The sequence below is a fragment of the Klebsiella sp. K-Nf6 genome (genome assembly GCF_002806655.1).
Taxonomy (GTDB): Bacteria; Pseudomonadota; Gammaproteobacteria; order Enterobacterales; family Enterobacteriaceae; genus Klebsiella; species Klebsiella variicola.
This window is the reverse complement of sequence record NZ_PIBN01000015.1, coordinates 37133-61710: the sequence shown is the minus strand read 5'-3', so window position 1 is coordinate 61710 and position 24578 is coordinate 37133. Positions and strand designations below refer to the sequence as shown.

General features: G+C 58.7%; 24 protein-coding genes. 12 read left to right on the top strand and 12 right to left on the bottom strand.

Features of this window, described 5'->3' with window-relative positions:
• Positions 1 to 213 precede the first annotated feature (213 nt).
• Both CWM61_RS21585 and CWM61_RS21580 read left to right on the top strand, forming a co-directional pair.
• Positions 214 to 687, top strand: a complete 474-nt coding sequence (locus tag CWM61_RS21585; protein WP_100631901.1) for an Hsp20 family protein — start codon at positions 214 to 216, stop codon at positions 685 to 687.
• A 167-nt stretch (positions 688 to 854) separates the two neighbouring features.
• Positions 855 to 1367, top strand: coding sequence for a 2-oxo-tetronate isomerase (locus CWM61_RS21580; RefSeq protein WP_100631900.1), 513 nt, complete (start codon positions 855 to 857; stop codon positions 1365 to 1367).
• Positions 1368 to 1387: 20 nt separating this feature from the next.
• Here the strand turns inward: CWM61_RS21580 and CWM61_RS21575 are convergent, their stop codons facing one another.
• Positions 1388 to 2605, bottom strand: a complete 1218-nt coding sequence (locus tag CWM61_RS21575) for a diguanylate phosphodiesterase (protein ID WP_074385930.1) — start codon at positions 2603 to 2605, stop codon at positions 1388 to 1390.
• A 403-nt stretch (positions 2606 to 3008) separates the two neighbouring features.
• Between CWM61_RS21575 and CWM61_RS29425 the strand changes: the two genes are divergently transcribed.
• Positions 3009 to 3128 carry a small membrane protein gene (locus CWM61_RS29425; protein WP_165785294.1) on the top strand — a complete coding sequence of 40 codons (120 nt, stop codon included), beginning with the start codon at positions 3009 to 3011 and terminating at the stop codon, positions 3126 to 3128.
• A gap of 28 nt (positions 3129 to 3156) precedes the next feature.
• Here CWM61_RS29425 and kbvR read toward each other — a convergent pair whose 3' ends face one another.
• A complete protein-coding gene (gene kbvR / locus CWM61_RS21570; RefSeq protein ID WP_100631899.1) occupies positions 3157 to 3768 on the bottom strand; it encodes a LuxR family transcriptional regulator KbvR in 612 nt (203 codons plus the stop codon).
• A gap of 311 nt (positions 3769 to 4079) precedes the next feature.
• Here kbvR and CWM61_RS21565 point away from each other — a divergent pair, with 311 nt between their 5' ends.
• Positions 4080 to 4982, top strand: a complete 903-nt coding sequence (locus CWM61_RS21565) for a helix-turn-helix domain-containing protein (RefSeq protein WP_074385928.1) — start codon at positions 4080 to 4082, stop codon at positions 4980 to 4982.
• A 43-nt stretch (positions 4983 to 5025) separates the two neighbouring features.
• Here the strand turns inward: CWM61_RS21565 and CWM61_RS21560 are convergent, their stop codons facing one another.
• Genes CWM61_RS21560 through ltnD form a run of 5 tightly spaced genes read right to left on the bottom strand, consistent with a single transcriptional unit; the run spans position 5026 to position 10027 of the window.
• Entirely contained in the window at positions 5026 to 6390 is a 1365-nt protein-coding gene (locus CWM61_RS21560) for a GntP family transporter (protein WP_100631898.1), read from the bottom strand.
• Positions 6391 to 6447: 57 nt separating this feature from the next.
• Complete coding sequence (locus CWM61_RS21555) at positions 6448 to 7230, bottom strand: HPr family phosphocarrier protein (RefSeq protein ID WP_100631897.1); 783 nt, start codon at positions 7228 to 7230, stop codon at positions 6448 to 6450.
• Between the two features lie 4 nt (positions 7231 to 7234).
• A complete protein-coding gene (locus CWM61_RS21550; protein WP_012541792.1) occupies positions 7235 to 7855 on the bottom strand; it encodes an aldolase in 621 nt (206 codons plus the stop codon).
• Positions 7848 to 9113: a 3-oxo-tetronate kinase gene (gene otnK / locus CWM61_RS21545; RefSeq protein WP_100631896.1), complete on the bottom strand. Its 1266-nt coding sequence runs from the start codon at positions 9111 to 9113 to the stop codon at positions 7848 to 7850. The genes CWM61_RS21550 and otnK overlap by 8 nt, the downstream gene beginning before the upstream one ends.
• Before the next feature lie 11 nt (positions 9114 to 9124).
• Positions 9125 to 10027 (bottom strand): L-threonate dehydrogenase, encoded by a 903-nt coding sequence (gene ltnD, locus CWM61_RS21540; protein WP_100631895.1) that lies wholly within the window; start codon positions 10025 to 10027, stop codon positions 9125 to 9127.
• A gap of 260 nt (positions 10028 to 10287) precedes the next feature.
• Between ltnD and CWM61_RS21535 the strand changes: the two genes are divergently transcribed.
• Entirely contained in the window at positions 10288 to 11049 is a 762-nt protein-coding gene (locus CWM61_RS21535) for a DeoR/GlpR family DNA-binding transcription regulator (protein WP_074385925.1), read from the top strand.
• Between the two features lie 18 nt (positions 11050 to 11067).
• Here the strand turns inward: CWM61_RS21535 and blaLEN are convergent, their stop codons facing one another.
• Positions 11068 to 11928: an LEN family class A beta-lactamase gene (gene blaLEN, locus CWM61_RS21530; protein ID WP_100631894.1), complete on the bottom strand. Its 861-nt coding sequence runs from the start codon at positions 11926 to 11928 to the stop codon at positions 11068 to 11070.
• A gap of 294 nt (positions 11929 to 12222) precedes the next feature.
• On the opposite strand from blaLEN, the gene CWM61_RS21525 reads away from it, so the two are divergent.
• Entirely contained in the window at positions 12223 to 12483 is a 261-nt protein-coding gene (locus tag CWM61_RS21525; protein WP_100631893.1) for a hypothetical protein, read from the top strand.
• A gap of 87 nt (positions 12484 to 12570) precedes the next feature.
• The gene (locus CWM61_RS21520; RefSeq protein ID WP_100631892.1) at positions 12571 to 13659 is read left to right on the top strand and encodes an AAA family ATPase; all 1089 of its coding nucleotides are present in this window, start codon (positions 12571 to 12573) and stop codon (positions 13657 to 13659) included.
• A gap of 30 nt (positions 13660 to 13689) precedes the next feature.
• Here the strand turns inward: CWM61_RS21520 and CWM61_RS21515 are convergent, their stop codons facing one another.
• A complete protein-coding gene (locus CWM61_RS21515; protein WP_008804978.1) occupies positions 13690 to 14955 on the bottom strand; it encodes an MFS transporter in 1266 nt (421 codons plus the stop codon).
• A 54-nt stretch (positions 14956 to 15009) separates the two neighbouring features.
• Positions 15010 to 18117, bottom strand: coding sequence for a beta-galactosidase (locus CWM61_RS21510; protein WP_100631891.1), 3108 nt, complete (start codon positions 18115 to 18117; stop codon positions 15010 to 15012).
• A 196-nt stretch (positions 18118 to 18313) separates the two neighbouring features.
• On the opposite strand from CWM61_RS21510, the gene CWM61_RS21505 reads away from it, so the two are divergent.
• Complete coding sequence (locus CWM61_RS21505; RefSeq protein WP_100631890.1) at positions 18314 to 19378, top strand: LacI family DNA-binding transcriptional regulator; 1065 nt, start codon at positions 18314 to 18316, stop codon at positions 19376 to 19378.
• Positions 19379 to 19643: 265 nt separating this feature from the next.
• On the top strand, positions 19644 to 20084 hold the full coding sequence (locus CWM61_RS21500; protein WP_061154661.1) for a GNAT family N-acetyltransferase: 441 nt from the start codon (positions 19644 to 19646) through the stop codon (positions 20082 to 20084).
• 52 nt (positions 20085 to 20136) lie between these two features.
• Here the strand turns inward: CWM61_RS21500 and CWM61_RS21495 are convergent, their stop codons facing one another.
• A complete protein-coding gene (locus CWM61_RS21495) occupies positions 20137 to 20352 on the bottom strand; it encodes a DUF4177 domain-containing protein (protein ID WP_004205985.1) in 216 nt (71 codons plus the stop codon).
• Positions 20321 to 21418: a transcriptional regulator FtrA gene (gene ftrA / locus CWM61_RS21490; RefSeq protein WP_100631889.1), complete on the bottom strand. Its 1098-nt coding sequence runs from the start codon at positions 21416 to 21418 to the stop codon at positions 20321 to 20323. Before ftrA ends, CWM61_RS21495 begins: the two co-directional genes overlap by 32 nt.
• A gap of 67 nt (positions 21419 to 21485) precedes the next feature.
• On the opposite strand from ftrA, the gene CWM61_RS21485 reads away from it, so the two are divergent.
• The 3 genes from CWM61_RS21485 to urtA all read left to right on the top strand — a co-directional run bounded on the left by CWM61_RS21485 (position 21486) and on the right by urtA (position 24578).
• Positions 21486 to 21884, top strand: coding sequence for a rhodanese-like domain-containing protein (locus CWM61_RS21485; protein ID WP_074385919.1), 399 nt, complete (start codon positions 21486 to 21488; stop codon positions 21882 to 21884).
• 148 nt (positions 21885 to 22032) lie between these two features.
• Complete coding sequence (locus CWM61_RS21480) at positions 22033 to 23136, top strand: cobalamin-independent methionine synthase II family protein (protein WP_074385918.1); 1104 nt, start codon at positions 22033 to 22035, stop codon at positions 23134 to 23136.
• A 170-nt stretch (positions 23137 to 23306) separates the two neighbouring features.
• Positions 23307 to 24578: an urea ABC transporter substrate-binding protein gene (urtA, locus tag CWM61_RS21475; protein WP_012968272.1), complete on the top strand. Its 1272-nt coding sequence runs from the start codon at positions 23307 to 23309 to the stop codon at positions 24576 to 24578.

Sequence of the window (24578 nt, the reverse complement as noted above, 5' to 3'; positions counted from 1 at the left end):
ACAACATCAGTTATGGGACTCAGAAGCGCCACGGCCCCCGCCGTCGGGTGGGAGTCATTCTGCCACCCGGCCTGGTTATTTTTTTTTGGTGGCGAGTGATAAAAAATTTTATTTCCGCTCTTGAAAAATGCGCTGCAGATATTATTTTATATAGCGGACAAGCCATGCTTGCCTTTATGTTGAGCTTTTGAATGGATATTCAGGAGGTTAATTATGGCACTCAAAACCTTGTCAGCACTCCCCGTTTTCGCTGATTCTCTTTTTGCCGATCGTTTCAACCGCATTGACCGTCTTTTCAGCCAGTTAACTGGCGATACGCCGGTGGGCGCCTTGCCGGCCTATGATTTGCAGAAAATAGATGACAGTAATTTCCTGCTCAGCGTCAGCGTGCCCGGCTGGAAAGATGAGGAACTGGAAATAGAGACCGTCGGCGGTAATCTGCATATTACCGGCAAACGTGCAGAAACTGATGCCGGGACCGACGGTAGCCAGCGCTGGATATATAAAGGCATCCGCCGCGCTGATTTCCAGCTGAGTTTCTCGCTTCCTGAACATGCCCAGATTAATCAGGCACAGCTGGATAGTGGGATCTTAAAGGTGACTATCCATCAGGAGATCCCGGAAAGCGAAAAACCGCGCAAAATTGCCATTGAGAGTCACGGCCGGGTGATTGAACACAAGGTCTGATTCGGCGACAGTTCAGACGAGTATTCGTTAAGGCCCGTGCTGCGGGCCTTTATTTTTCCACCCGAACTGACGCAATCGGCCTACGGCCGACGAGAGAAATCGATATGCTATTCTTTTAACTGGCGCGATGCTGCTGTTATTCCTTTGATATTTTGTGAGGGGTCTGAATGACAGACGAGATGAGTTACGATGCAAAACCGACCTCAGCGCTAACGGCTGAAGTGGCTCAGATGCTGGTTGCGCGTGGCTGGCGGCTAACCACGGCAGAGTCCTGCACCGGGGGCAATCTGGCGGCGGCGCTCTGTGCTCAGGCGGATACCGCGGCGTTTTATGATACTGGCGTCGTTACTTTCAGCGATGAAGCCAAACGAAACGTGCTGCAGGTTGGTGCGGAAACCCTGGCGGTACATAGCGCCGTCAGCGAAGCGTGCGTCCAGGAGATGTCGGCCGGTATTCTGGCAATGGCTGACGCCGATATCGCCATCGCCATCAGCGGCTACGCGGGACCGGAGGGCGGGGAAGATGGTACCCCCGCCGGCACGGTATGGTTTGCCTGGAATTTTCGCGGCCAAACCGAAACCAAACGGATGTGTTTTGCCGGCGACTGTGAGACCGTGGTGGCGAAAGCGGTACGATATGCCCTGGCGGCGTTGAGCGAAAAGCTTGCCCACTGGCAGTGACGATGCCCGGGTGCGTGGCCCTACAGGTCCGTTGCCTGGCGTGCTACCGGCCAGCAGATCTCCCCAATGCCGTTAAGGCACGGTCGGGAAAAGAGAAACCCCTGAAACAGACGAATGCCTACCGACTGCAGCCAGCACCACTCCTCAATGGTTTCGACGCCCTCGGCGACAACGGTGATGCCGAGATCTTCACAGCAGCGGACGACCGAGGCGACAATCGCCTGTTTGGTGCCGCTAATATGAATATCGCGCACCAGCTCTGCATCCACTTTGATTTTATCAGGCTGAAAGCGGGTCAGGAGCGACAGACCGGAGTAACCGGCGCCAAAATCGTCGATGGCCAGCTTCATGCCGGCCACGCGCAGCGCTTTGAGAACTTTGCGGAACTGGTCGAAACAGGAGATAACCTCCGTCTCAGTCACCTCGATCAAGACCTGTTCTGGCCTGAGACCTGCCGCCAGCAGATTGTCCATCAGCCAGCCTACGGCGTCAGGATGGTTATACAGCGAACCCGGCAGCAGGTTGATCGCCAGCTGCTGTTTGCCGAGCGAAAGGCGGGCGGCAAGAGAGAAGGCGAACGCTTTGCTCTCGAGGTCGAAACGGTAGCGATCTTCCGCCGCAATGGCGGCAAACATTTCCACGGGTGAGCCGCCGGTCGGGCTGCGGATCAAGGCTTCAAAGGAAGAGACCCGCCTTTTAGCCGGCTCGACGATGGCCTGCAGGGCGAACTGGCAGGGCTGGTCCGCGAGGTTGCGCGGCGAGGCGTTGCCCATTGCGGGAGTCATCGTCCAGCGAGAGGGTTGCAGAGACTCGGGCAGGCAATAGCGTCCGCCGTCGGCGATAAAGGCGCTAATCAGCCTGAACATGCGGTCGTTGATCGGCTCGGTTTCACCGAAGGTGCTGAAACGCAGTATCGCTTCTACCGCGGCGTCGCCCTCATAATGGCGGAGATCCAGCATGCGCATCCCGACATCCCGGAAGCGGCGAAAGGCCGAGTAGTCGCGCATCAGCTCCACCACGTCACGATGGCGGGGGTCGCATTGTATTGCGCTGAATAACGATTCGAGGATTTCCTCATTTCCTTCCAGCACCTGGAAGAACTGCTGGCCATTAAACAGCAGAATGCCGGTTATCCCGAGGGGCATATTTTTCCCGCTGGCGCGATGAATAAGGGCGTCAAGATCGATCAGTGGCCAGGCAGGATCAACCTGGCTGCGGTAAATCAAGGTGGTTAGCATAGTCATTCCGTTCTCTGTAACAGAGCCCGATGGCCTGTACAGATCGAAAATAGGGAGGTTGGGCCATACCCTCAAGGAGGAGGCCAGCATTTTCTGACATTCAACCAACCGTGATGTCCGCTACGCGGAACGGGAGATTCACATGGTGATTCCCTCCACTCTACAGGGAATCGGATGTTTAGCTATCTTTTTCTCAATATCGTTGCTAAAAGACAATAACAGACCATACATTTTTTTTAAAAATCGGGGGCGGAGACTTAACTTAGCGATTAAAAAATGGCTGTCAGGAATTATCCTACCACTCTATGACGTGTTCTGGAAAAGAAGAAATGAGCTTGCATGGATAATATGAGGTCAATATTATCTATGCCAATCAAATTCTTCTTATTTTTTCGAGGTTGTCATGGGTGATTTGCTTATTGTTTTATGTTTGATTTTTTGCCCCGTTATTTCTTTGTGGAGCGGTATCTCCTATATTAAAAAGAGGCGCAAAAGACGTTATGTCTTCCGTTCCAGAAGATAATGAGTTAGCATAATAATATTTTATGAGGTTAACGTCTGGCGAGTATCTGGACAAGATTGTTGAATTGCTGTCGACTCTTTAAATGGAACTTATTCATAATGTTCTTTTTATGCGAATGGATCGTTTTGTGACTAATTTTTAGTACAGTGGCCACTTCATGCGGGCTCAGGCCAGTGCTGAACGCGTAGATGACTTTGGTTTGCGCGTCGCTCAATGACTTACAGGGGCAATTTATGCAGCGACGCAGACGATTAAAGGGAGAGCCATGCTGTTCCGTTAAGGGGCGTTGGATTACGTGACCTATCGCCTCCTTAAGAAGATGAACGGCGGTGTGCGGGTGTATAAACACCGCATGCTTAAAACAGTTGGGTAAGTGATCGATGACGGTAACCTCTTCATCATTCAGGAAAATAAAAAGTTGATAATTCTCTGTAGCGTGCTGTAAAAGTTCATGGCATAAGTACCATTCTCCCGTCACCATTTCAGTGAATATGACATCGGCTTGTGCAATCGACGCCGGCTTCCATTGCTGAGAAAACTGATAATGCGATCGCTCGCACGCCTGCATCGTTTCATTAACCAGTTCGGCAATCGCGACCCGCAGATAGTGATTTTTTATATTGAACAAAAAATTTGTCATATAACTTCCCTGTTGAGCATTAAAATGAAATCAGGATAAATTAAAACATATAATGGCAATGCGCCGATTATTTTTAGACGAGATAATCTAAGGGATGTTTTACACTAATGCAATATTTGCTGGAGAAAGTGGGATAACGGCAGGTGAGCATGCGAAAGTTCCTAATAAACAAAACGTTAAACATATGTCTGTTAGGTTTTTTAACTGATAATTATTTTTTTTATTTTTGCCGTGCATAAAAAGCTTAGTGCTGTCCGCCGCCTGTTGTTAAAATTAGAGGAGGATAAGACTACAGGAAGTATGCGGTATCTATGAAGCAGATGCTCTATTTAAAAATGCTGGCGTGGCTGGAAGATAATATCTACTGTAACCCGTCTATCGATTACCTGGCGCAGTATATGGGGTATTCGCGCCGGTTTGTCTATGAGGTGTTTTATCAGTATGGTCAGTTACCCATCGGGCAGTATATCCGGCTGCGGCGGTTGACCATCGCGGCGGTGAGTCTGCGATTAACACGGCAACCGATCGCCGCCATTGCCTGGCAGTTGAGCTATGACTCGCCGCAGACCTTTTCCCGGGAGTTTAAGAAGCGCTTCTCGCTCTCGCCGCGGGAATACCGTTGCGCCGTACACTGGGACACGGCTTTGCTGTTAAAGAAATTCGACCCGGAGGGTGAGAGTCTGCCTCAGGCCCGTTTCTGTTCGCTGCCCGAGAGGGTCTATCGTGGCTCTCCAATGAAGTATGAGCTGCGCCTGTCGGATATGGTGTTGCAAAGCACGTCCAAGACGGCTATCAGACAAAAGGTTGACCGTTTTTTTACCGCCGGCGGTGGCCGTCTCTCTGTGTTATCCGATTATTATGCGGCGAGGAACAATGAGCTTAACGTCGAGGTTAACGCTTTTGTCGGTTGTCATCGGAAGCGAGGGGCGCTGCCCGCGCTGACGGCGAACAGCACGTTGACGACAAGGCCCGGGCTGTATGTTGGCGTTGAATTCTATGGCAATTGGGCGCGTTACGCCCGTTTATCCAGCGATCTGTATATGGAGTTGCTGCCAGCGCTGGGAGCAAGCCGCCGGGAGGGGGTCGACATTGAATGCTTTCTCGAGCGTCATACGGAAGGTGGGCCAGCGGCGGAAAGGCGCTATCGCGTACGCTATTTTATCCCGGTGACGCTGTCTGGTGAGGTGACAGCCTGCCAGCGTCCCGGTAACTGACAAATGACAAATAAAGGTGGCCTGGCGGCCACCTTCGCGAATATCACAGTACAAACCACAGCAGCCAGGTGATCAGAAAGCCCGTCACTCCCATGATGGTCGTCAGCACGGTCCAGGTTTTTAACCCATCCGGCACCGAGAGCCCGAGATAGCGCGTGACGACCCAGAACCCGGCATCGTTGACGTGCGATAACCCAAGCGAGCCGAAGCAGGTCGCCAGCGTCACCAGCACCAGCTGAATCGGCTCCAGCCCGATAACCGCCTGAGACAGCAGACCGGAGGTGGTGAGGATCGCCACGGTGGCCGATCCCTGCGAGGCCCGGAGTACCAGCGAGAGCAGGAAGGCGGCGGGCATCAGCGGCAGATGAATGGTCTCCAGCGCCTCGGCTAAGGCATTGCCGATGCCTGAGGCGACCAGTACGCCGCCAAAGGCACCGCCGGCGCCGGCGACGAGGATCACATCCGCCGAAGAGGGGATCGCGCTGCCAGTGACTTCGCCCAGCTTTTTCAGGCTCATCCGCCGACGGATGCCCAGCGTCCAGCTGGCCAATCCCAGCGAGATCAGGAGGGCGACCGGCGGGGTACCAATGACGGTCATCAGCTGGCGAACCGCATTTTCCGGCAGCAGCAGCGCCTGACACAGCGTCCCGGAAACAATCAGCATGATGGGCACCACGATCAGCCCACCGATAACCAGCGCATTCGGCGGCGGCAGACGGGTCTGCTGCGCGTTAACGGAGAGGTCCGGCACTTCAGCCGTTTGCTGCTGCTCCAGCACGTTAATCGACAGATGATAATGGCGCCGATTGATAAACCGGGCGACAAAATAACCCACGATACCGACGACTATCGATACCCCGATTCCCGCCAGCATCAGCCAACCGACATCGCTATGCAGAATGCCTGCCGCCGCTGCCGCGCCAGGATGGGTGGGCAGCGCGACGTGCACGGTTAACATCACTCCGGCCATCGGCAGGCCAAACTTCAGCGGCGATACGTGGGCGACTTTGCTGAAGCCGTAAATTAACGGAATGATGATGATAAAGCCGACTTCAAAAAAGACCGGCGTGCCGAGAATAAAAGCCACGATGGTTAAGGCGGCAATGGTCCGTTTTGCACCCAGTACGCCGGTCAACGTTTTCGCCAGCGATTCGGCGCCGCCGGACATTTCAATCAGCACCCCCAGCATAGACCCCAGAATAATAATGCTGGCGATGTGACCAAGCAGGCCGCCCATGCCTTTTTCAATGGTGGTAATAATTTTATCTGCCGGAATGCCGGTGGCGAATGCCACCAGCAGGCTGACGATCAGGAGCGCTACAAAAGGATGTGCTTTCGCTTTGATCACCAACAGGAGCAACAGCACTACGCTGGCTAACGCAATAAGTAACAGCGCCGATGTCGACATAGGTTTGCCTCGGGTATTAACAGGTATACAGAGAGTTATTTTTTTAGAAAACGGCGTTTATTTTTTCCGGTAGGGCGAGAACCACCCCAGCCCGGAAAACGTGTCTGCTCGGGGGATATATTCGCAGCCGATCCAGCCGTCATAACCGGTTTTATCCAGTAGCGCATAGAGCCACGGATAGTTTATTTCGCCCTCATCCGGTTCATGACGGTCGGGCAGGGAGGCAATCTGAATATGGCGATACTGGCCGGCATATTCGGTAATGAGATGGCTTAAATTGCCGTCTACCTTCTGCGCGTGAAACAGATCTAACTGCACCGCGACGTTCGGCCTGTCGACCCGTTTCACCATCTCCAGCGTTTGATATTGGCTGTGGTAGAGATAGCCCGGTTTGGTCTGAGGATTCAGCGCTTCGATGAGTATCCGCTTGTCGTGGCGGGCAAAGCACTCCGCCGCGTAGCGCAAGTTATCGATAAGCACGGCCTCGCAGGCTGCGCGATCCATCCCCGGCTGTACCACGCCGGCCATGATATGCACCTGCGGGCAATCCAACTGGCAGGCATACTCCAGCGCCAGCTGGATCTGCTGGCGGGCCTCGGCGCTTCTGCCTGGCACCGCGGCGAGCCCCCATTCACCGGCGTTGACGTCGCCGGGTGGGGTATTGAACAGCACCAGCTGCAGCTGGTTCTCCTGCAGGCGCTGTTTAATTTCCCCGGTGTCATACTCATAGGGAAACAGAAACTCCACGGCCTCAAAACCCGCGCGGGCAGCGGCGGCGAACCGGCCCAGGAACGGCAGTTCGGTAAACAGCATGGTTAAATTAGCAGCAAATTTTGGCATGGTTTTATCTCAGTTCATCCACTTCGTCAGTGGTCAGGTAGCGGATCTCACGGTTGCCGAGGGTAAATATCAGCCGCGCGGTCTCTTCCAGCTCTTCGGTATTGTTGGTGGCTTCGCGCAGCGATGAGCCGGTGACCACCGGACCGTGGTTGGCCAGTAAAAAGGCGTTATAGCGCGGCGCCAGCCCGGCCAGCGCCTGGGCAATACGGTCATCACCCGGTCGGTAGTAGGGAACCACCGGGACGTCGCCGACACGCATCACCACGTAGGGGGTAAAGGGACGAATACAGTTGTGCGGATCGAGCCCCTGCAGGCAGGAGAGCGCGGTCAGATAGTGGCTGTGCAAGTGGACGATCGCCTTACAGGCCGGGTTGTGCAAATAGACCGCCCGGTGAAAAGTGACCTCTTTCGACGGTTTGTCGCCGGAGATCCATTCACCTTGCAGCGTCACCACCGACAACCGCTGTGCCTGGAGTTCGCCGAGGCAGGAGCCGGTCGGCGTCGCCAGCAGGTTGCCGTCCGGCAGCAGCAGCGACAGATTGCCGGCGGAGCCAGTGGCATAGCCGCGGCTAAACAACGAGGCGCCAATCTGCACCATTTCATCTCGCAGTTGTTGCTCAGTCATGACGAAACTCCTGCTGGGCACGGGCAAAGAACTGGATATCGCCGAAGTTACCTGACTTCAGCGCCAGGGAGAGCGGCTGGCGGGTGTCACGCACCCAGGGCACGCCGGGGGAGATGGTCGGCCCAATATGGAACGCCTCGACTCCCAGCGTCTGCGCCACAATGCTCGATGTTTCCCCTCCGGCCACAATAAACCGGGTAAATCCTTTCGCCTTCAGGGCGGCGGCAAGGGCGGCAAACAGCTGTTCCACCCGTTCGCTGCTGGCCTTGTCGCCATACTGCGCCTGGATCCGCTGCAGCGTTTGCGGCTCGGTGGTGGCATAGATCATCGGCGCCAGCGGCGCATCGCGCTGCGCGTCCACCCAGTCAGTCAGCGTCCTGACGTAGCTCTCCAGATCGGTAAAGCAGGCGCTTAAGTCGACGGCGCGGGCGGGGGCCTGTTCACGATAGGCTGCCACCTGGCTGTTGGTCATCACCGAGCAGGAGCCCGAGAGCACCACCGCCGGGCCGGCCAGCGGCATGCCCGCCTGAGCGCTTTCACCCCTGGCGCCATGGCGCTGTGCCCAGTCGCGGGTGAGGCCGATGGCGAGACCGGAACCGCCGGAGACCAGCTTCATCTCTCGCAGCGCCACGCCCTGGGTGAGCAAATCCTGTTCACTGATGGCGTCGAGCACCACATAGCGCACCGCCGGATCGCTGATTGTCGCCAGCGCGGCGGCGACCGCCTCCGGTCCCCGGTCGACAATCGGCCAGGCAATCAGCGCGGCTTTTCCGCGCCCCTGGCGCTCAATTAAGCGGCCCAGGTGCGCATCCTCCATCGGCGTCACCGGATGGTGGCGCATCCCGGATTCATTCAGCAGTTGCTCGCCGACAAACAGATACCCCTGATAGACCGTGCGGCCGTTCACCGGCAACGCCGGGGAAATCACCGTCCGCGTCTCGCCCAGCTCGGCCAGCAGGGCATCCAGCACCGGGCCAATGTTGCCCTGCGCGGTGCTGTCGAACGTGGAACAGTACTTGAAGTAGAATTGCTGACAGCCCTGGGCCTGCAGCCAGCGCAGCGCGGCCAGCGACTGGCTGACGGCCATTTCCACCGCGCAGGAGCGGGTTTTCAGGCTGATGACCACCGCCTCGCTGGTCAGCGGAAGATCGCGGGTCGGCACGCCATTCAATTGCACCGTCGGCATGCCGTTGCGCACGAGGAAGCTGGCGATATCCGTGGCGCCGGTGAAGTCATCGGCAATGACACCAAGCTGCATGTTATCTCTCCTCACTGTTTGTGGCCCGGCAGAGTGATGCCGTTGAAAATCTTGATCACCGCGCTGTCATCTTCCCGGCCGAATCCGGCATTGCTGGCGGAGGTGAACATATTTAGCGCGGTGGTGGCGAGCGGCAGCGGGAAGGTCAGCGCCCGGGCGGTGTCATTCACCAGACCGAGATCTTTAACAAAAATATCGACGGCGGATTTTGGCGAGTAATCGCCATCCAGCACGTGCTGCATGCGATTCTCAAACATCCAGGAATTACCCGCCGCGTGCGTCACCACGTCGTACATCGTCTCCAGCGGGATCCCGGCGCGGGCGGCAAGCGCCATCGCTTCGGCGGCAACGGCGATATGCACCCCGGCCAGCAGCTGATGAATAATCTTTACCGTCGAGCCAAGGCCAATGTCGCTCCCGATGCGATAGACTTTGCCAGCCACGGCGTCCAGCACCGGCGCGAGGCGGGCAAAGGCGGCATCGCTTCCGGAGGCCATCACCGTCATGTCGCCGGCGGCCGCTTTCACTGCGCCGCCCGATACCGGCGCGTCAAGCATCAATAGCTGGTATTCCGCCAGCGCCACGGCTATCGCCTGGGCATCGGCGGAGGCGATAGTGGACGACACCATCACGACGGTGCCCGGCTTCAGGTGGGCGGCGAGGCCGGTTTCGCCGAACAGGATCCCCCGCACCTGGGCGGCATTGACCACCAACAGCACGACCGCATCCAGTTCAGCGGCGAAAGGCACCGCGCTGGGTCCCGCGCCTTTAGCGCCCGCCTCCAGCAGTGCGCGACAGTTGTCGGGGTTGATGTCAACGCCCCAGGTGTTCAGGCCCGCCTGCAGGCAGGCACGGGCGGCGCCCATGCCCATTGAACCCAGTCCAATCACGCAGACGTTAGTGTGTGCAGCCATGATGGTCTCCTTGTGAATATTCGTTAATTAATGTGATTTAATGATAGAGTAAAGCGTTATCATGTGAATTTATGTGAGAGCTATCACGAATAACCCACATGAATATAAAAAATTCACAGGCGGAAAGAGGCTGCACAACGGCGATTCTTGCCCTAAAATAGCGTAAAAACAGCGGCAAAGCGCGATAACAACACAGGGTGTCGCCAGGTCCGCAGCCCGAGTGGTGACGCCTGGTGTGAAAAAATGGTAAGGGGAGAGCGGTGATTCCAATAGAACGACATCAGCGTATTTTAGCCCTGGTGGAGCAGCGTGGGGCGGTAAGCATCAATGAGCTGACGGAGATCCTCGGCGTGTCCCATATGACCATCCGTCGGGACGTCAGTAAACTGGAGGAACAGGGGCTGCTGGTCAGCGTCTCGGGCGGTGTTCGCGCCGTCAGCCGGCTGGCCACAGAACCCAGTCATCTGGTGAAAAGTACGCTGCAGAGCGAGGAGAAACAGGCGATTGGCGCGTTGGCGGCAAGTCATATCGCCAAAAACAGCTGCATCTATCTGGATGCCGGGACCACCACCCTGGCGCTGGCGCGGGCGATCCTCGACCGGGATGATCTGCAGGTGGTGACCAATGATTTTGAGATAACCCAACTGTTGATCGATGCCAGCCAGTGCGGCGTGATCCACACCGGCGGTACCCTGTGCCGGGAGAACCGCTCCTGCGTGGGCGAATCGGCGGCGCGAACGTTACGCCACCTGGCTATCGATACGGCCTTCATCTCCGCCAGCGGCTGGGACAGTCGCGGTATTTTCACCCCTGATGAGAACAAGGTTACCGTCAAGGAGACCGTCAGCCAGGTCAGCGCAAGAAGTATCCTGTTGTGCGACAGTTCGAAATACAATCAGGTGGCCACGTTTATGGCGTTACCCTTGACCCGGTTCACCACCATCATTACTGACCGGAATCTGTCCGATGCCGCCGCCAGTCATATCGCCCGGCACGCCTGCGAGGTGCTGCGGGCCGGATAACGCGTGCCTACCGCCGGGTTAGCGTTGCCAGTGCTCGATCAGCGCTGCGCCGATCCCGGCGATATGTTGATTACGCTCGGCCATACTCGCCGGGGTATCCCGCAGATAGATCACCACAATGCGCTCCGCGTTGCCGTCCGGGCCGAGCAGGGCGACAATGCCGCGCGCACCCCGTTCGCCAGCCCCGGTTTTGTCGGCGATAAACCAGCCCGCCGGCAGCACGGCGCGGATCAGCGGGCCGGCAACCCGATCGTCCACCATCCACTGCAGGAGCTGCTGTTGCGAACGGGCGCTCAGATGCTGCGCGGTCAGTAGTTTGCGCAGCGTGGCGGCCATGCTGGCCGGGGTAGTGGTATCGCGCGCGTCGCCGGGAAGCGCCTCATTCAGTGCCGTTTCCCAGCGGTCAAGGCGGGTGACGTTGTCACCGATCTGGCGCAGAAAGGCGGTCAATCCCACGGGGCCACCGACGGTGGCCAGCAGCAGATTGCCGGCGCTGTTATCGCTCATGGTGATGGCGGCGGCGCAGAGTTCGCCGATCGTCATCCCGTCGACAAGGTGTTTGTCGCTGACCGGGGAGTAGTCCACCAGATCCTGCTGGCGGTAGTGGATCCGCCGATCCAGTTGTTCGACCCCGGCATCCACCCGCGCCAGCACCGCGCCGCACAGCAGCACTTTAAAGGTGCTCACCATGGGAAAGCGTTCATCGGCGCGCCAGGCCGCCAGCGTGCGGCCGCTGGCCAGATCCATTTCCACCATCCCCACGCGGCCCGACAGCTGGCTTTCGCTTTGTTTAATCTGCTCAAGCGGCTGTGGACCGGCGTCTACCGCCAGTGGCAGGGTGGCTAACAGGGAGATAACACACAGGCGAACATAACGCATAACCGCAATACTTCCTTGAGTGAGGGCCGATAAAGGCGAGCAAAGGAGCGACAAATAAGAATAACCCGGCGTTTTGCTGATTCACAATTCCTCTTTTTTCCTTCATCATTTGTCATCTTTTATTTCGAATAATCAATATTTAGCCCAGCCTCAGCACGCTATTTTTTGACTCAAGGCCGCGATGAACTATAAGAAAGTACGTAATGCCGCACTCAGGCTGGCGCCGTTTGTTGACGACAATGCCCGCCGGACTCCGCGGTTCGCCAATGATATACGCCATCCCGGGAGGAACTGGTGCACCCGATAATTAAGGTCATGCTGGTGGGAGGTAAGGCCGACGGGCTGTTGGTCAGCGTCGCCGATGACGCGACCGAGGTCTCGGTGACGCCTGCGCAGTACGGTGCCCCATCCGGGCAACCGCTGAGCTATCGTATTGTCAGTCAAACCATTGACAATGAACGCTATTATTTTGGCGTCTTCAGTGAAGCCCATCAGGATAACGACAAGCTGACGCGGGTGGCATTGACCCGTGGAATGAAAAAAATGTTCTGTTAAGCCATGCCCGAAAAGGGAGCATGAGAAGGTAACCCTGGCGCCGCTATGCTACTGTGGCAGCCTTCTATTTCCAGGGCAGGACCTATGATGATTCAGTACATCCGTATTCAAAACTTTCGCTCGGTCAGGGATATCGCGCTGGAGCTCGGGCCGCTGAACATTGTCTTCGGCCCCAACGGCTGCGGCAAATCCAATATTTATAACGCTATCCACCTGCTGACCGCCGCCGCTGACGGCAAGCTGTCGGGGTTTATCAGCGAAGAGGGCGGTCTGGAGAATATGATGTGGTCCGGGGAGCGTTCGCCCGTTGATCGTCATCCCCGCCGTCTGCAAATCGCCTGCCGGACCGACAGCTTCGATTATGAGCTGCAGATAGGCTTCCCGGAAAAATTGCCCTATCCGACGCAGTTCATGCTCGATCCCATCGTTAAAGAAGAGAACATCTGGCTGGCCGGCTACTCCCGCCGGCCTTCCTCCCGCGTACTGCAGCGTAAGAATCAGGCGGCGTTTCTCGTCGATGTGACGGGGGAGAAAAGTACGTTCACTGAGAGCATCTATGAAAACGAGTCGGTGTTCGGTCAGCTCGGCGAACCGCATCGTTTTCCCGAGGTGTCGCGGGTGCGGGAGACCCTGCGCCGCTGGCGGTTTTATCATGAATTCGCTATCGGCCGCCATTCGCCGCTGCGTCAGCCGGCCGTGGGATACCGTTCGCCAGTGCTCAACAGCGACGGCCATAATCTGGCGGCAGCCTTTCAGACCATTGTCGAAATTGGCGCGGAAGAGATTTTGCACGAGATCCTCGCCGACGCCTTTCCTGGCTGCCAGTTTTACTGTGAAAACGAGCAGTCACGTTTCGCCCTGAAAATGCGTCGCGAGGGGATCCGCCGCCCGCTGCTGGCGGCGGAGATGTCTGACGGTACGCTGCGCTTTCTGTGCCTCGCCGTTGCGCTGCTCAGCCCGCGCCCGCCGGCCTTTCTGGCGATCAATGAACCGGAGAACAGCCTGCATCGCGACATGTTGCCCGCGCTGGCCCGGCTGATTATCGAGGCCTCGCGCTACAGCCAGATCTGGCTGACCAGCCACTCGGCAGAGTTGGCGGAGCTGATTGCCGCCGGGGCGCCTTGTCAGCGCTATGCCCTGGAGAATCGCGGCGGTGAGACGCGGATTGTCGAGTGAGTCCCGTCGTCCCTGACGGGGGCGCCGGAGTCAGGCGGGGGTCTGCGTCCCCGCTGCAGGCAGCAGATTTTTCCCACCCCGTAAGGTAAAGAACGAGAGCAGGGTGAAGCTCAGGGTGATACACCCGAGGATCAGATAGGCCTGATGGAAGCCGACGGTGTCGTACATCCGGCCGACCCAGGCGGAAAGCACCACCCCGGAAAGCTGTTTCGACAGGTTAAAGCCGATCAGAAACAGGGTGGCCGAGAGCCGCGGGTTAAAGGCGGAGGAGATATATTTAAAGGTCCCGACCAGCAGGAAGGGGATCTCAAACATATGCAGCATCTTGAGGATCACCACCTCCACCGCCGATGAGGCAAAAGACGACCCGAGAATACGCACCGACATGATCATCCCCGCGGTCAGCAGGGCGTTTTTGGCGCCGATGCGGTTAACGATGGCCGGGGCGCAGAACATAATTAGCGCGTTGAGCAGCTCGCCGCCGGTGGTAACAAAGCCAAACACTTCGGTCCCGCGCTGCGGGCTGGCGAAAAAGCTTTTGAAAAAGTTGGCGAACTGCTGGTCAAACACGTCATAGACGCTGGCGACGCCGATCACATAGACGATAAAGCCCCAGAAGCGCGGCATACGCAGCAGCTCTGCCGCCGTGCGCAGCGAAAAGGCCTGGCGATTGGCGCCCAGCGCCTCGATAACCTCGGCGCTGTTGCTGCTTTCCGGTCGCGACAACCAGAGCAGCAGACCGAGCACCAGCGCAAAACCGGAGGCGATCCAGAAGGTGATGTTGGGATCGATGCCGAACAGCACGCCGGTTATCGAGGCGCACAGCGCCCAGCCGACGCAGCCTGCGACCCGCACTTTGCCATATTCAAAGCGGTTGGCCCGGCTGACGCGTTCGATATAGGCTTCCACCGCCCCGGAGCCGCTGGAGAAAACAATCCCCAGATAGATCCCGCCCGCCAGCGCCCCGGCGATAATATTCATTTGCAGCAGCGGTGAAAAAACAAAAATAAAGAACGGTGCGAACAGAATTAACAGCACCGTAATAGTCCACAGCAGATGTTTGCGCAGGCCGAGCTTATCCGACATCAGGCCAAACACCGGCTGAAAAATAATGGCGAATAACGAAATAGACGAGAAAACGATCCCGGTTTCCGTTTTGGTTAAATGGTTAACGTCCGCCAGCCACACCGGAAAAAACGGAAAGTAGGCCGACATAATGAAATAGTAAAAGAAAAAGAACAGCAGGAAATAGACAAAATTATGCCGTTCTCGTGGCGCCAGTTCAGAGAATTTCATCACCATGATCCCTTGTTATTCTGTTTGTAGGGTGGGGGCTGTCGCCCCCACGGATTAAAGGCAACGCAATGAGACCTCGTACTGCCAGCGCGTTTGGCTCAGGAGCCACTGCGGTAGCACGCTGGGGGTCCAGGAGTCATCGCCGCCCACCCCCATATGCAGGCCGTCGAGGGTGATCCACACGCCGTCTTCGGCCTGCATCTTGTGCCAGTGGTCGGTCTCCATCAGTTGACGGGTGCTCCATGGCTGAACGGAGAAGTGGAAATGACCGCTGACGTGCCAGCGTCCCCAGTCCAGCGCCTGGGTATCACAGCGCAGGCCGTTTTCCGTCGGGAAGATGTAGGGCGTCGTCATCGCCGCCAGCGGCAGCTCCCAGCGGGCGAAGCAGGCGCTGCTCCGCCGGTCGGGGTAGTTCTCATGTGGGCCCAGGCCCAGCCAGCTCACCGGCGCCTGCTGATCCGCCACCTGGAAGTGCAGCCCGACCCGCGGCAGCGGCGGCAGGGTTTCTGCTCGTTCGCCGTCCACCGCCAGCCGCAGCGTACCGTCCGCGGTGAAGTGCATGCGCCAGTGGCTGACAATCACTACCTCTTCGCCGCGCAGATAGTGCCAGCGGCAGTCGACGAGGGTTTCATTTGCCAGGCGCTGCGCATCGCACTGGACGCAGTGCGCCTCAAGATCGTACAGGCCGGCGCTTTTCCAGCGCTCCACCCAGGCGTTGGGGTCGATGCGCTCTACTTCGCTGACCCCGATGTCGTTGTCGAGCGGCGCGCGAATAAACTGGTCACGCAGGGGGGTCAACAGCTGCTCCTGACCGCCAACCGACCAGCGGCTCAGCAGACCCGTCCGGCGATCGATGGTCCAGCATTGCGAACCGGCGCGGATCTGCCAGACCTCGTCGCTGACGATAAGATCCGGAGCGCCGGCAGGCACCGTGGGCGCCGGCAGCACCAGCGGGGCGGGCAGGGGAAACTGTTGCCAGGCGACGCGGTGTTCCGCTTCTGACCAGGCGGTCGCCCGGGGCTGGGTCACCTCCAGTGTCAGCCACACCGCGCGGGCGCCTTCAGGCAGGATCAGGCTGTCGAGCAGCGTTATCTCGTCGCTGCCCTCAGGGGGCAGCGCCAGGGTCAGGTTGCCGTGATACAGGGTTTCACCGGCCGACTGCACCTGCCAGCGCACCACTTCGTTATCGGTTGGGCGGAACAGGTATTCGCTGGTGATGCGCACCCGCAGCGGCGAGGTCGACAGCAGCGTGAACTGAAAATACTGCTGGGCGTGCTTCGCCTCCACCAGCGACGGATGCGGCGTGCGATCGGGAAACACCAGACCATTCATACAGAACTGGCGATCGTTAGGCTTATCGCCAAAGTCACCGCCATAGGCCCAGCCGACGCTGCCGTCGTCAAAGATTTTGCGGATCGCCTGATCGGCCCAGTCCCAGATAAACCCGCCCTGCAACCGCGGATACTCGCGGAAGGCCTGCCAGTAATCGGCGAAGTTGCCGAGGCTGTTGCCCATCGCGTGGGCATATTCGCAAAGGATCAGCGGCCGCTGCTCGCCGGGCAGGCTGATCCATTTTTTGATCCCCCATTTGGGGACCGCCGGGATCGGCTGGTCGCGTTCGACGCGGGCGTACATCGGACAGATAATATCGGTGGCGGTGGTATCCGCGCCGCCGCCCTCGTACTGCACCGGACGGCTCGGGTCGTTGCGTTTCAGCCAGTGGTACAGCGCTTCGTGGTTACCGCCGCCGCCGGATTCGTTGCCCAGCGACCAGATGATAATGCACGGATGGTTGCGGTTGCTCTGTACCATCCGGGTGACGCGGGCGCTGAAGGCTGGCAGCCACGCCGGATCGTCGGACAGCCGATTCATCGGCACCATCCCGTGGGTTTCAATATTGGCTTCATCGACCACATACAGACCGTAGCGGTTGCAGAGTTCATACCAGCGCGGCGCGTTGGGGTAGTGAGAGCAGCGCACGGCGTTAAAGTTGTTCTGCTTCATCAACAGAATGTCCTGCACCATATCCGCCTCGGTGACCACCTGACCGCGCAAATGATGATGCTCATGGCGGTTAACGCCGCGGATCAGCAGCGGTTTGCCGTTGAGACGCAGCAGGCCATCGACAATCTCGATGCGGCGAAAACCGATGTCCCATGCTTCGGCCTCCAGCAGTTCGTCGCCGCGCCACAGGGTGACCACGGCGCGATAACAGTTCGGGGTTTCCGCGCTCCAGTGCGCCGGCGTCGCCACCGCCAGGGAGAAATCGACCCGTTCCGCGTAGTGGCCGCGTTCATCCACCGTCGGGGTGCCTAACGGCTGCCGCCCGGCGGCGACCTGCTCCTCGCCGCGCCACAGGCTAACCCCGACGCTGAGCCCGGCAAGGGCCGCCTCTGTCGCTTCGACGGTCGCCTGGACCTGCAGAGTGCCATCGCGGTAGAGGGCGTCGAGGGCTGGCGTCAACTGCACGTCGCATAGCCGTTGCTGCGGCTTATTCAACAGCCACACCGAGCGGAAAATGCCGCTCATCCGCCACATATCCTGGTCTTCCAGCCAGCTGCCGGCGCTCCAGCGCATGACCATCACACACAGGCGGTTGGAGCCCGGGCGCAGGAAGGGGCTGAGATCGAACGCTGCCGGCAGGCGACTGTCCTGCGAATAGCCGACCCAGACGCCATTGCACCACAGATGAAACGCCGAGTTGACGCCATCGAAAATAATCTGCGTCTGTCCATCCGCGCGCCAGGCTTCTTCGAGCTCAACGTGCAGGGAATAACAGCCGGTCGGGTTATCCTCTGGTACCCGCGGTGGCGTGGTATCGATGGGATAGCGGACGTTGGTGTAGATCGGCGCGTCATAGCCCTCCATCTGCCAGTTGGAGGGCACTGGCGTGCCGCGGCTGTCCGGCAGATCCTGCGTCAGCCACTGCGCATCGACGGCGAACGGGCTGCGGGCGTAAGCGAACTGCCACTCGCCGTCCAGCTGACGGCGGCGTGTGGAGGGATGGTTATCCCGGGCGGCAAGCTCATCGCGCCAGCTGGCGAAAGCGGGATGCGCCGGCAGGCGGTTAAGGTGGGTAATGGTTTGGTTCTGCCAGTCTTCACGGGCGAGGACGGCGTGAAAGTCGGGCATATGGCTGTGGCCGGTATCGCTAATTTGCATTTTAATCCCCGGTGAATCAGAAAATGTCGTTCGCTAAACAGGATGATTAACGTTATCGGGTAATTTGTTTTTTCCAGCAATCACGCTGAAAATGAAATGAACAGACGATCACGAAAGCGGGGGCAAAACGCTGTTTTTTGTCGCGCGTTAAACATAAAATGTTAGCGCACGACATTGTTATCACTGAGGAGAAAAGATGCCGCGTCGTACCGCAACCCTGGAGGACGTCGCCCGCGCGGCGGGGGTCTCCCAACAGACCGTCTCCCGGGTGCTGAACCGTCCTGAGGTGGTGTCAGCCCGCACCCGGGAGCAGGTGATCCGCGCGATGCAGACGCTGCACTACGTGCCTAACCGCTCGGCGCAGCTGCTTGCCGGCAAGGCGGCGCCCTCCATCGGGCTGATTACCGCCTCGCTGACGCTGCATGCTCCCTCGCAGATCGCCGCCGCGATAAAAAGCCATGCCAGCCTGCATCAGCTGGAAGTGGCGATAGCGATGCCGGCGCAGGCCGATTTTGTCGCGCTGCAGGCGCGGCTGGATGAGCTGCGCGCCCAGCATATTCGCGGGGTGATCGTCAGTCTGCCCCTGGAGAGCGCCACCGCCGAGCGGCTGGTGCAAGAGAACCCGGATATGGCCTGCCTGTTTCTTGATGTCTCTCCGGAGGCCGATGTCTGCTGTGTGCGCTTCGACCACCGCGACGGCTGCGGAGCCTGCGTGCGCCACCTGTGGGAGGTGGGGCATCGCGAATTCGGCCTGCTGGCGGGCCCGGAAAGTTCGGTTTCCGCCCGTCTGCGCCTCGCCAGCTGGCGCGAGGCGCTGCACAGTCTGAATATCGCTCGCTCAACAACAGTGTTCGGCGACTGGAGCGCCGCCAGCGGCTGGCAAAAAACGTTCGAGCTGCTGCATCTGCAGCCGCGGATCAGCGCGATTGTGGTGGCGAACGATCAAATGGCGCTCGGCGTGCTCAGCGCGCTGGCCCAGCTTAATCGCAGCGGTAGCCGGGCGGTATCGGTGACCGGCTATGACGACACCGCCGACAGCCTCTATTTCCAGCCGCCACTCACTACGGTGGCGCAGGACTTCGATCTGCTGGGCAAGCGGGCGGTGGAACGGCTGATCGCCCTGATGGCGGCGCCGCAGCTGCGGATCCGCGAGCTGCTGCCGACCCGGCTTATCGTGCGCCAGTCGGCCTGGCCTGCCGCCGTCGTGGAGGACCAGCAGCAGACCCTCGCGCAACTGAAAGCGCTGGTGGAAAAACTTTAGCGCAGGCCGTTTAGGCTTTATTGAGGTTGACTCTGTTATCCTCGGCATCAAACGTAGAGAGGTCAGGATTATCTGTCTGCGAAAAATGCAAAACACAATCTATCCATGCAAGCATTGATTTACCGCCAGTCATATGGCGGTTTTTTTTTGCCGTCGCCTGCCTCTATCGTTTTCTTCCGTTCGCCTTTCCGCCTGGCATATCCTGCCGCGGCATGCTAGATCTTGCTTCCGGGGCTCCATTCGGGAGACGACGGGAGGCAAGGTTATGATGGTGATAGAGGGTAAAGAGGCGATCGCGCGGGTGGACTGGCAGCGGGTGCGAACCATTATCGCCGAGGCCGGATTGAATGAGCGCGATGTTCAGCAACTGGAGCAGGCGTTCCGCCAGAGCACCTTCTGCTGGTTTGGCTATGAGAACGGCCAGTTGATTGCCGTGGCGCGAGCCATCAGCGACTGTACCTGGAGCAGCTATCTGGCGGATGTGGCGATCGTCCCCGCCCGTCAGGGGCAGGGTTACGGACAACAGTTGATGCTGGCCATCCGGGAGCAGTTGCTTCCCTTTGGCAAAATTTTTATCTATGCGGTCGCCGATAAAATTACGTTTTATCAGCGCTTTGGTTTTGCCATGCTGACCACCGGCATGGTCTGCGCCAGCGAGGAGGGCATGCACAACATGCAGGAGCAGGGCTATATCCGTCAGCCCTGAAAGCAGGCGCTTAGAAACGCCTGGCTTAAACGTGTAAACCAGGCGCAGGCTGTCAGAGGGGGCGTTCGAGCACGAAAAGATACGCTTCCCGCGACCAGAACAAAGCGGTGCGGCGGCGCTCCACCGACATGGTTTTCACTTCCCATCCTTCACGGGTATAGCTGCTGAGAAACTGGCTCATTTTGTCAGGGTCAGCCTTGGCTTCGCCAAAAAACAGGCTGCCCAGCAGCCCCTCTTTATAGATCACTACCCGACACTCTTTCTTCATCATCGACCCTCCTGGCGACCCGTTTACTGTGGCCGTCTATTGTCCGTTGCCGCGATGATTTTGCAATCGGAGAAGTAGCAAACTGTTTTCGGTACTGCAGCGGACTGAGCGCAAACTGTTGGCGAAAATGGTGGCGCAGGGTGCCGGCGCTGGCAAACCCGCAGCGCTCAGCGATCTCATCGATGGACATCGTGCTCTCCGTCAGATGCTGGCGGGCGCGCAGCAGCCGCTCGTCCAGCAGCCAGCGGGCGGGCGTTTTACCGGTGGCCTCCTCAAAGCGGCGCAGGAAAGTGCGTGGTCCCATGCCGGCGCGCTGGGCGAGGGAAGCGACGGTATGGCTGGCGGCAAGATGCTGGTGCAGATAGTCAAACAGCTGCCCAAGGCGCAGGCTCTCCCGGCTGCGGGCAACCGGGCGCAGGACCTGCTGCGCCTGACCGCCGTCGCGATGGGGAGAGACCACCAGGCGGCGGGCGACGACGTTGGCTGCTTCGCTGCCGAAATCCTTGCGTACCAGGTGCAGACAGAGGTCGATCCCCGCCGCGCTGCCCGCGGACGTCATCAACAAATCATCGCCCACGTAAAGCACATCTTCCACCACCTGGATCTGTGGAAAACGGGACTGCAGCGCCGCGGTGTAGCGCCAGTGGGTGGTTGCCTGGCGGCCATTGAGCAGCCCGGCGGCGGCGAGAACGAACACCCCGGAACAGATGGAAATAATCCGGCATCCGCGGGCGTGGGCGGCAGCCAGGGCGGCGCACAGCGCCTCCGGGACCGGGGCGTCGATGCCGCGCCAGCCGGGGACCACAATCGTATCCGCCTGGGCGAGAAGTTCAGGGCCGCCGTCAGTCATCAGGCGGATGCCGCCGGTGGCGCGCAGCGGACCTTCATCGACGGCGCCGACCGCGAACTGGTACCAGTTGCCGCCCATTTCCGGGCGCGGCAGGCCGAAGATCTCCACGGCTACGCCAAACTCAAAGGTGCAGAGTCCATCGTAGGCGAGGGCGATCACCTGATGACGTGACGGTGTCACAGAAGGGGTTGTCAGGATGTTAGCGTTTTCTGTCATGGTTGCCGGCAGATCAGGGTGAAGGGCGTCAGTAAAGTAGTGTTATCACAGACAAGGAGAAGACGCCATGAGTGTAGTAACCCAATTTACCCCCGCCGCTTCCGCTGAGGCTATCCGCTGGTTTCGCCATAAGCTGCATCTTGAAACCGACTGCGCCGATGTGCACAGCGCTCAGCGTGCCGGCGAGGTCGACTTTGTCCTGCTGCACGTGGTTGGCAGCGAGGAAGCCTTCGCCAGGCGTCACCTGCCTGGCGCGCTGCATCTCCCGCACCGGGAGATCACCGCCGGGAGAATGGCGGCCTGGCCGACAGATACCGTGTTTGTGGTCTACTGTGCCGGGCCGCACTGCAACGGCGCCGATATGGCCGCGCTGAAGCTGGCCGAGCTGGGACGGCCGGTGAAAATGATGCTCGGCGGGCTCACCGGCTGGGAGGATGAAGGATTTGCGTTCGCCGACGCTGAATGAATTTTTTTCATGTACCATGAAATATTCTCGTTTGCGACCCGCCAACCTGCATGCCAGTATCTGGACATATAGCCATCCAGAAGTCTAAAAATTCAAATAATGAACTATCACGGTGGGCAACTAACGCGCCCACCGCTAAGGAGACAGCATGCAACGTCAACAGGCCCCGTTCCGCGCAGACATCGTCGGCAGTTTTTTACGCCCGGACAGCATTAAACAGGCGCGTCAGCAGCTGGCTGAGGGGATTATCGACGCCGGTCAGCTACGCGAGATTGAGAATAACGCGATCCGTCATCTGGTCCAGCAGCAGTGCGACTGCGGCCTGCATGTGGTCACCGACGGTGAGTTTCGTCGCGCATGGTGGCATTTCGATTTCTTCGATGGCCTGCAGGGCGTTGAACGTTACGATGCCGAACAGGGGATCCAGTTCAACGGCGTGCAGACCAAAGCGCACGGCGTTCGCGTCACCGGCAAGCTGGCCTTCGGCGATCACCCGATGCTGGAAGACTTCCGCTATCTGAAAAGCATCAGCGGCGACGCGCAGCCGAAGATGACCATTCCCAGCCCGAGCGTGCTGCACTTCCGCGGCGGGCGGAAAGATATTGATGCCACAGTCTACCCGGATCTTAGCGACTACTTCGACGATCTGGCCACCACCTGGCGCGACGCGATCCGCGCGTTTTATGACGCCGGCTGCCGCTATCTGCAGCTGGACGATACCGTGTGGGCCTATCTGTGCTCCGATGCCCAGCGTCAGCAGGTACGCGAACGCGGCGACGATCCGGATGCGCTGGCGCACATTTATGCCCGGGTGCTGAACCAGGCGCTGGAAGGTAAGCCGGCCGATCTGACGGTGGGCCTGCACGTCTGCCGGGGTAACTTCCGTTCAACCTGGATCTCGGAAGGTGGTTACGAGCCGGTTGCCGAGGTGCTGTTTGGCGGCGTCAATGTCGATGCCTTCTTCCTGGAGTACGACAACGACCGCTCCGGGGATTTCGCGCCGCTGCGCTTTATTCGTCCCGGCCATCAGCAGGTGGTCCTCGGGCTGATCACCACCAAAAATGGCGAGCTGGAAAATCCGCAGGGGGTAAAAGCGCGTCTCGCCGAGGCGGCGCAGTACGTGCCGCTCGAGCAGATCTGCCTGAGCCCGCAGTGCGGTTTTGCCTCCACTGAAGAGGGCAATGCCCTCAGCGAAGACCAGCAGTGGCAAAAAGTCCGTCTGGTGACGTCGATCGCCGCCGACGTCTGGTAATGACTTTCTTAGCGCAGCGTTGCACCGTGATGAGGCAACGCTGCCGTCCCTCCCGTCGACGCCGCCCACCTGTCCCGCATCCTGCTGTTTTCACAACCTGGCACCGTTTTTGCCTTATCACCTCTGGTTAGCTGTTAATTCTTTATTTTTGCGCTACTCAGGAGTGAATCATGCAACGTAGAACGTTATTAAAAGCTTTTGCACTCTCCGCCTCTGTTATGGCTATGGGGCTCTCATTCCAGGCCTATGCCGCCGACACCATCAAAGTCGGGATCATGCATTCGCTCTCCGGGACGATGGCGATTTCCGAAACGCCGCTGAAGGACGTCGCGCTGATGGCCATCGACGACATCAACGCCAAAGGCGGGGTACTGGGCAAGAAGCTGGAGCCGGTGGTGGTCGACCCGGCCTCCAACTGGCCGCTGTTTGCCGAGAAGGCGCGCCAGCTGCTGGCCCAGGATAAAGTGGCGGTGGTGTTTGGCTGCTGGACATCGGTCTCACGTAAATCGGTGCTGCCGGTGTTTGAGGAGCTGAACGGCCTGCTGTTCTACCCGGTGCAGTATGAAGGGGAAGAGATGTCCCCCAACGTCTTCTATACCGGCGCGGCGCCTAACCAGCAGGCTATCCCGGCGGTGGAATACCTGCTAAGTGAGGATGGCGGCGGCGCCAAACGTTTCTTCCTGCTGGGGACGGACTACGTCTATCCGCGCACCACCAACAAGATCCTCCGCGCCTTCCTGCATGCCAAAGGGATCCAGGACAAAGATATCGAGGAGGTCTACACCCCGTTCGGCTACAGCGATTACCAGACTATCGTCGCCAATATCAAAAAATTCTCCGCCGGTGGCAAAACGGCAGTGGTCTCCACCATCAATGGCGATTCCAACGTGCCGTTCTACAAAGAGCTGGCTAACCAGGGTCTGAAAGCGACCGATGTGCCGGTGGTGGCCTTCTCGGTAGGGGAAGAGGAGCTGCGCGGCATCGATACTAAACCGCTGGTCGGCAACCTCGCGGCATGGAACTACTTTGAGTCCGTCGATAATCCGACCAACAAAGCCTTCGTCGCCGACTATCGCGCGTACGCCAAAGCGCACAAGCTGCCGAATGCCGATACGGTCGTGACCAACGATCCGATGGAAGCGACCTGGGTGGGCCTGCATATGTGGGCGCAGGCGGTGACCAAAGCGGGCACCACCGATGTTGACAAAGTACGCGAGGCGATGGCCGGGCAGACCTTCAACGCGCCGTCCGGTTTTACCCTGACCATGGATGCCACCAACCATCATCTGCATAAGCCGGTGATGATCGGTGAAATTGAAGGTAACGGTCAGTTCAACGTGGTCTGGCAGACCGATAAACCCGTCCGCGCGCAGCCGTGGAGTCCGTGGATCCCCGGTAACGATAAGAAACCTGACCATCCGGTGAAAACTGTCAGCCAGTAA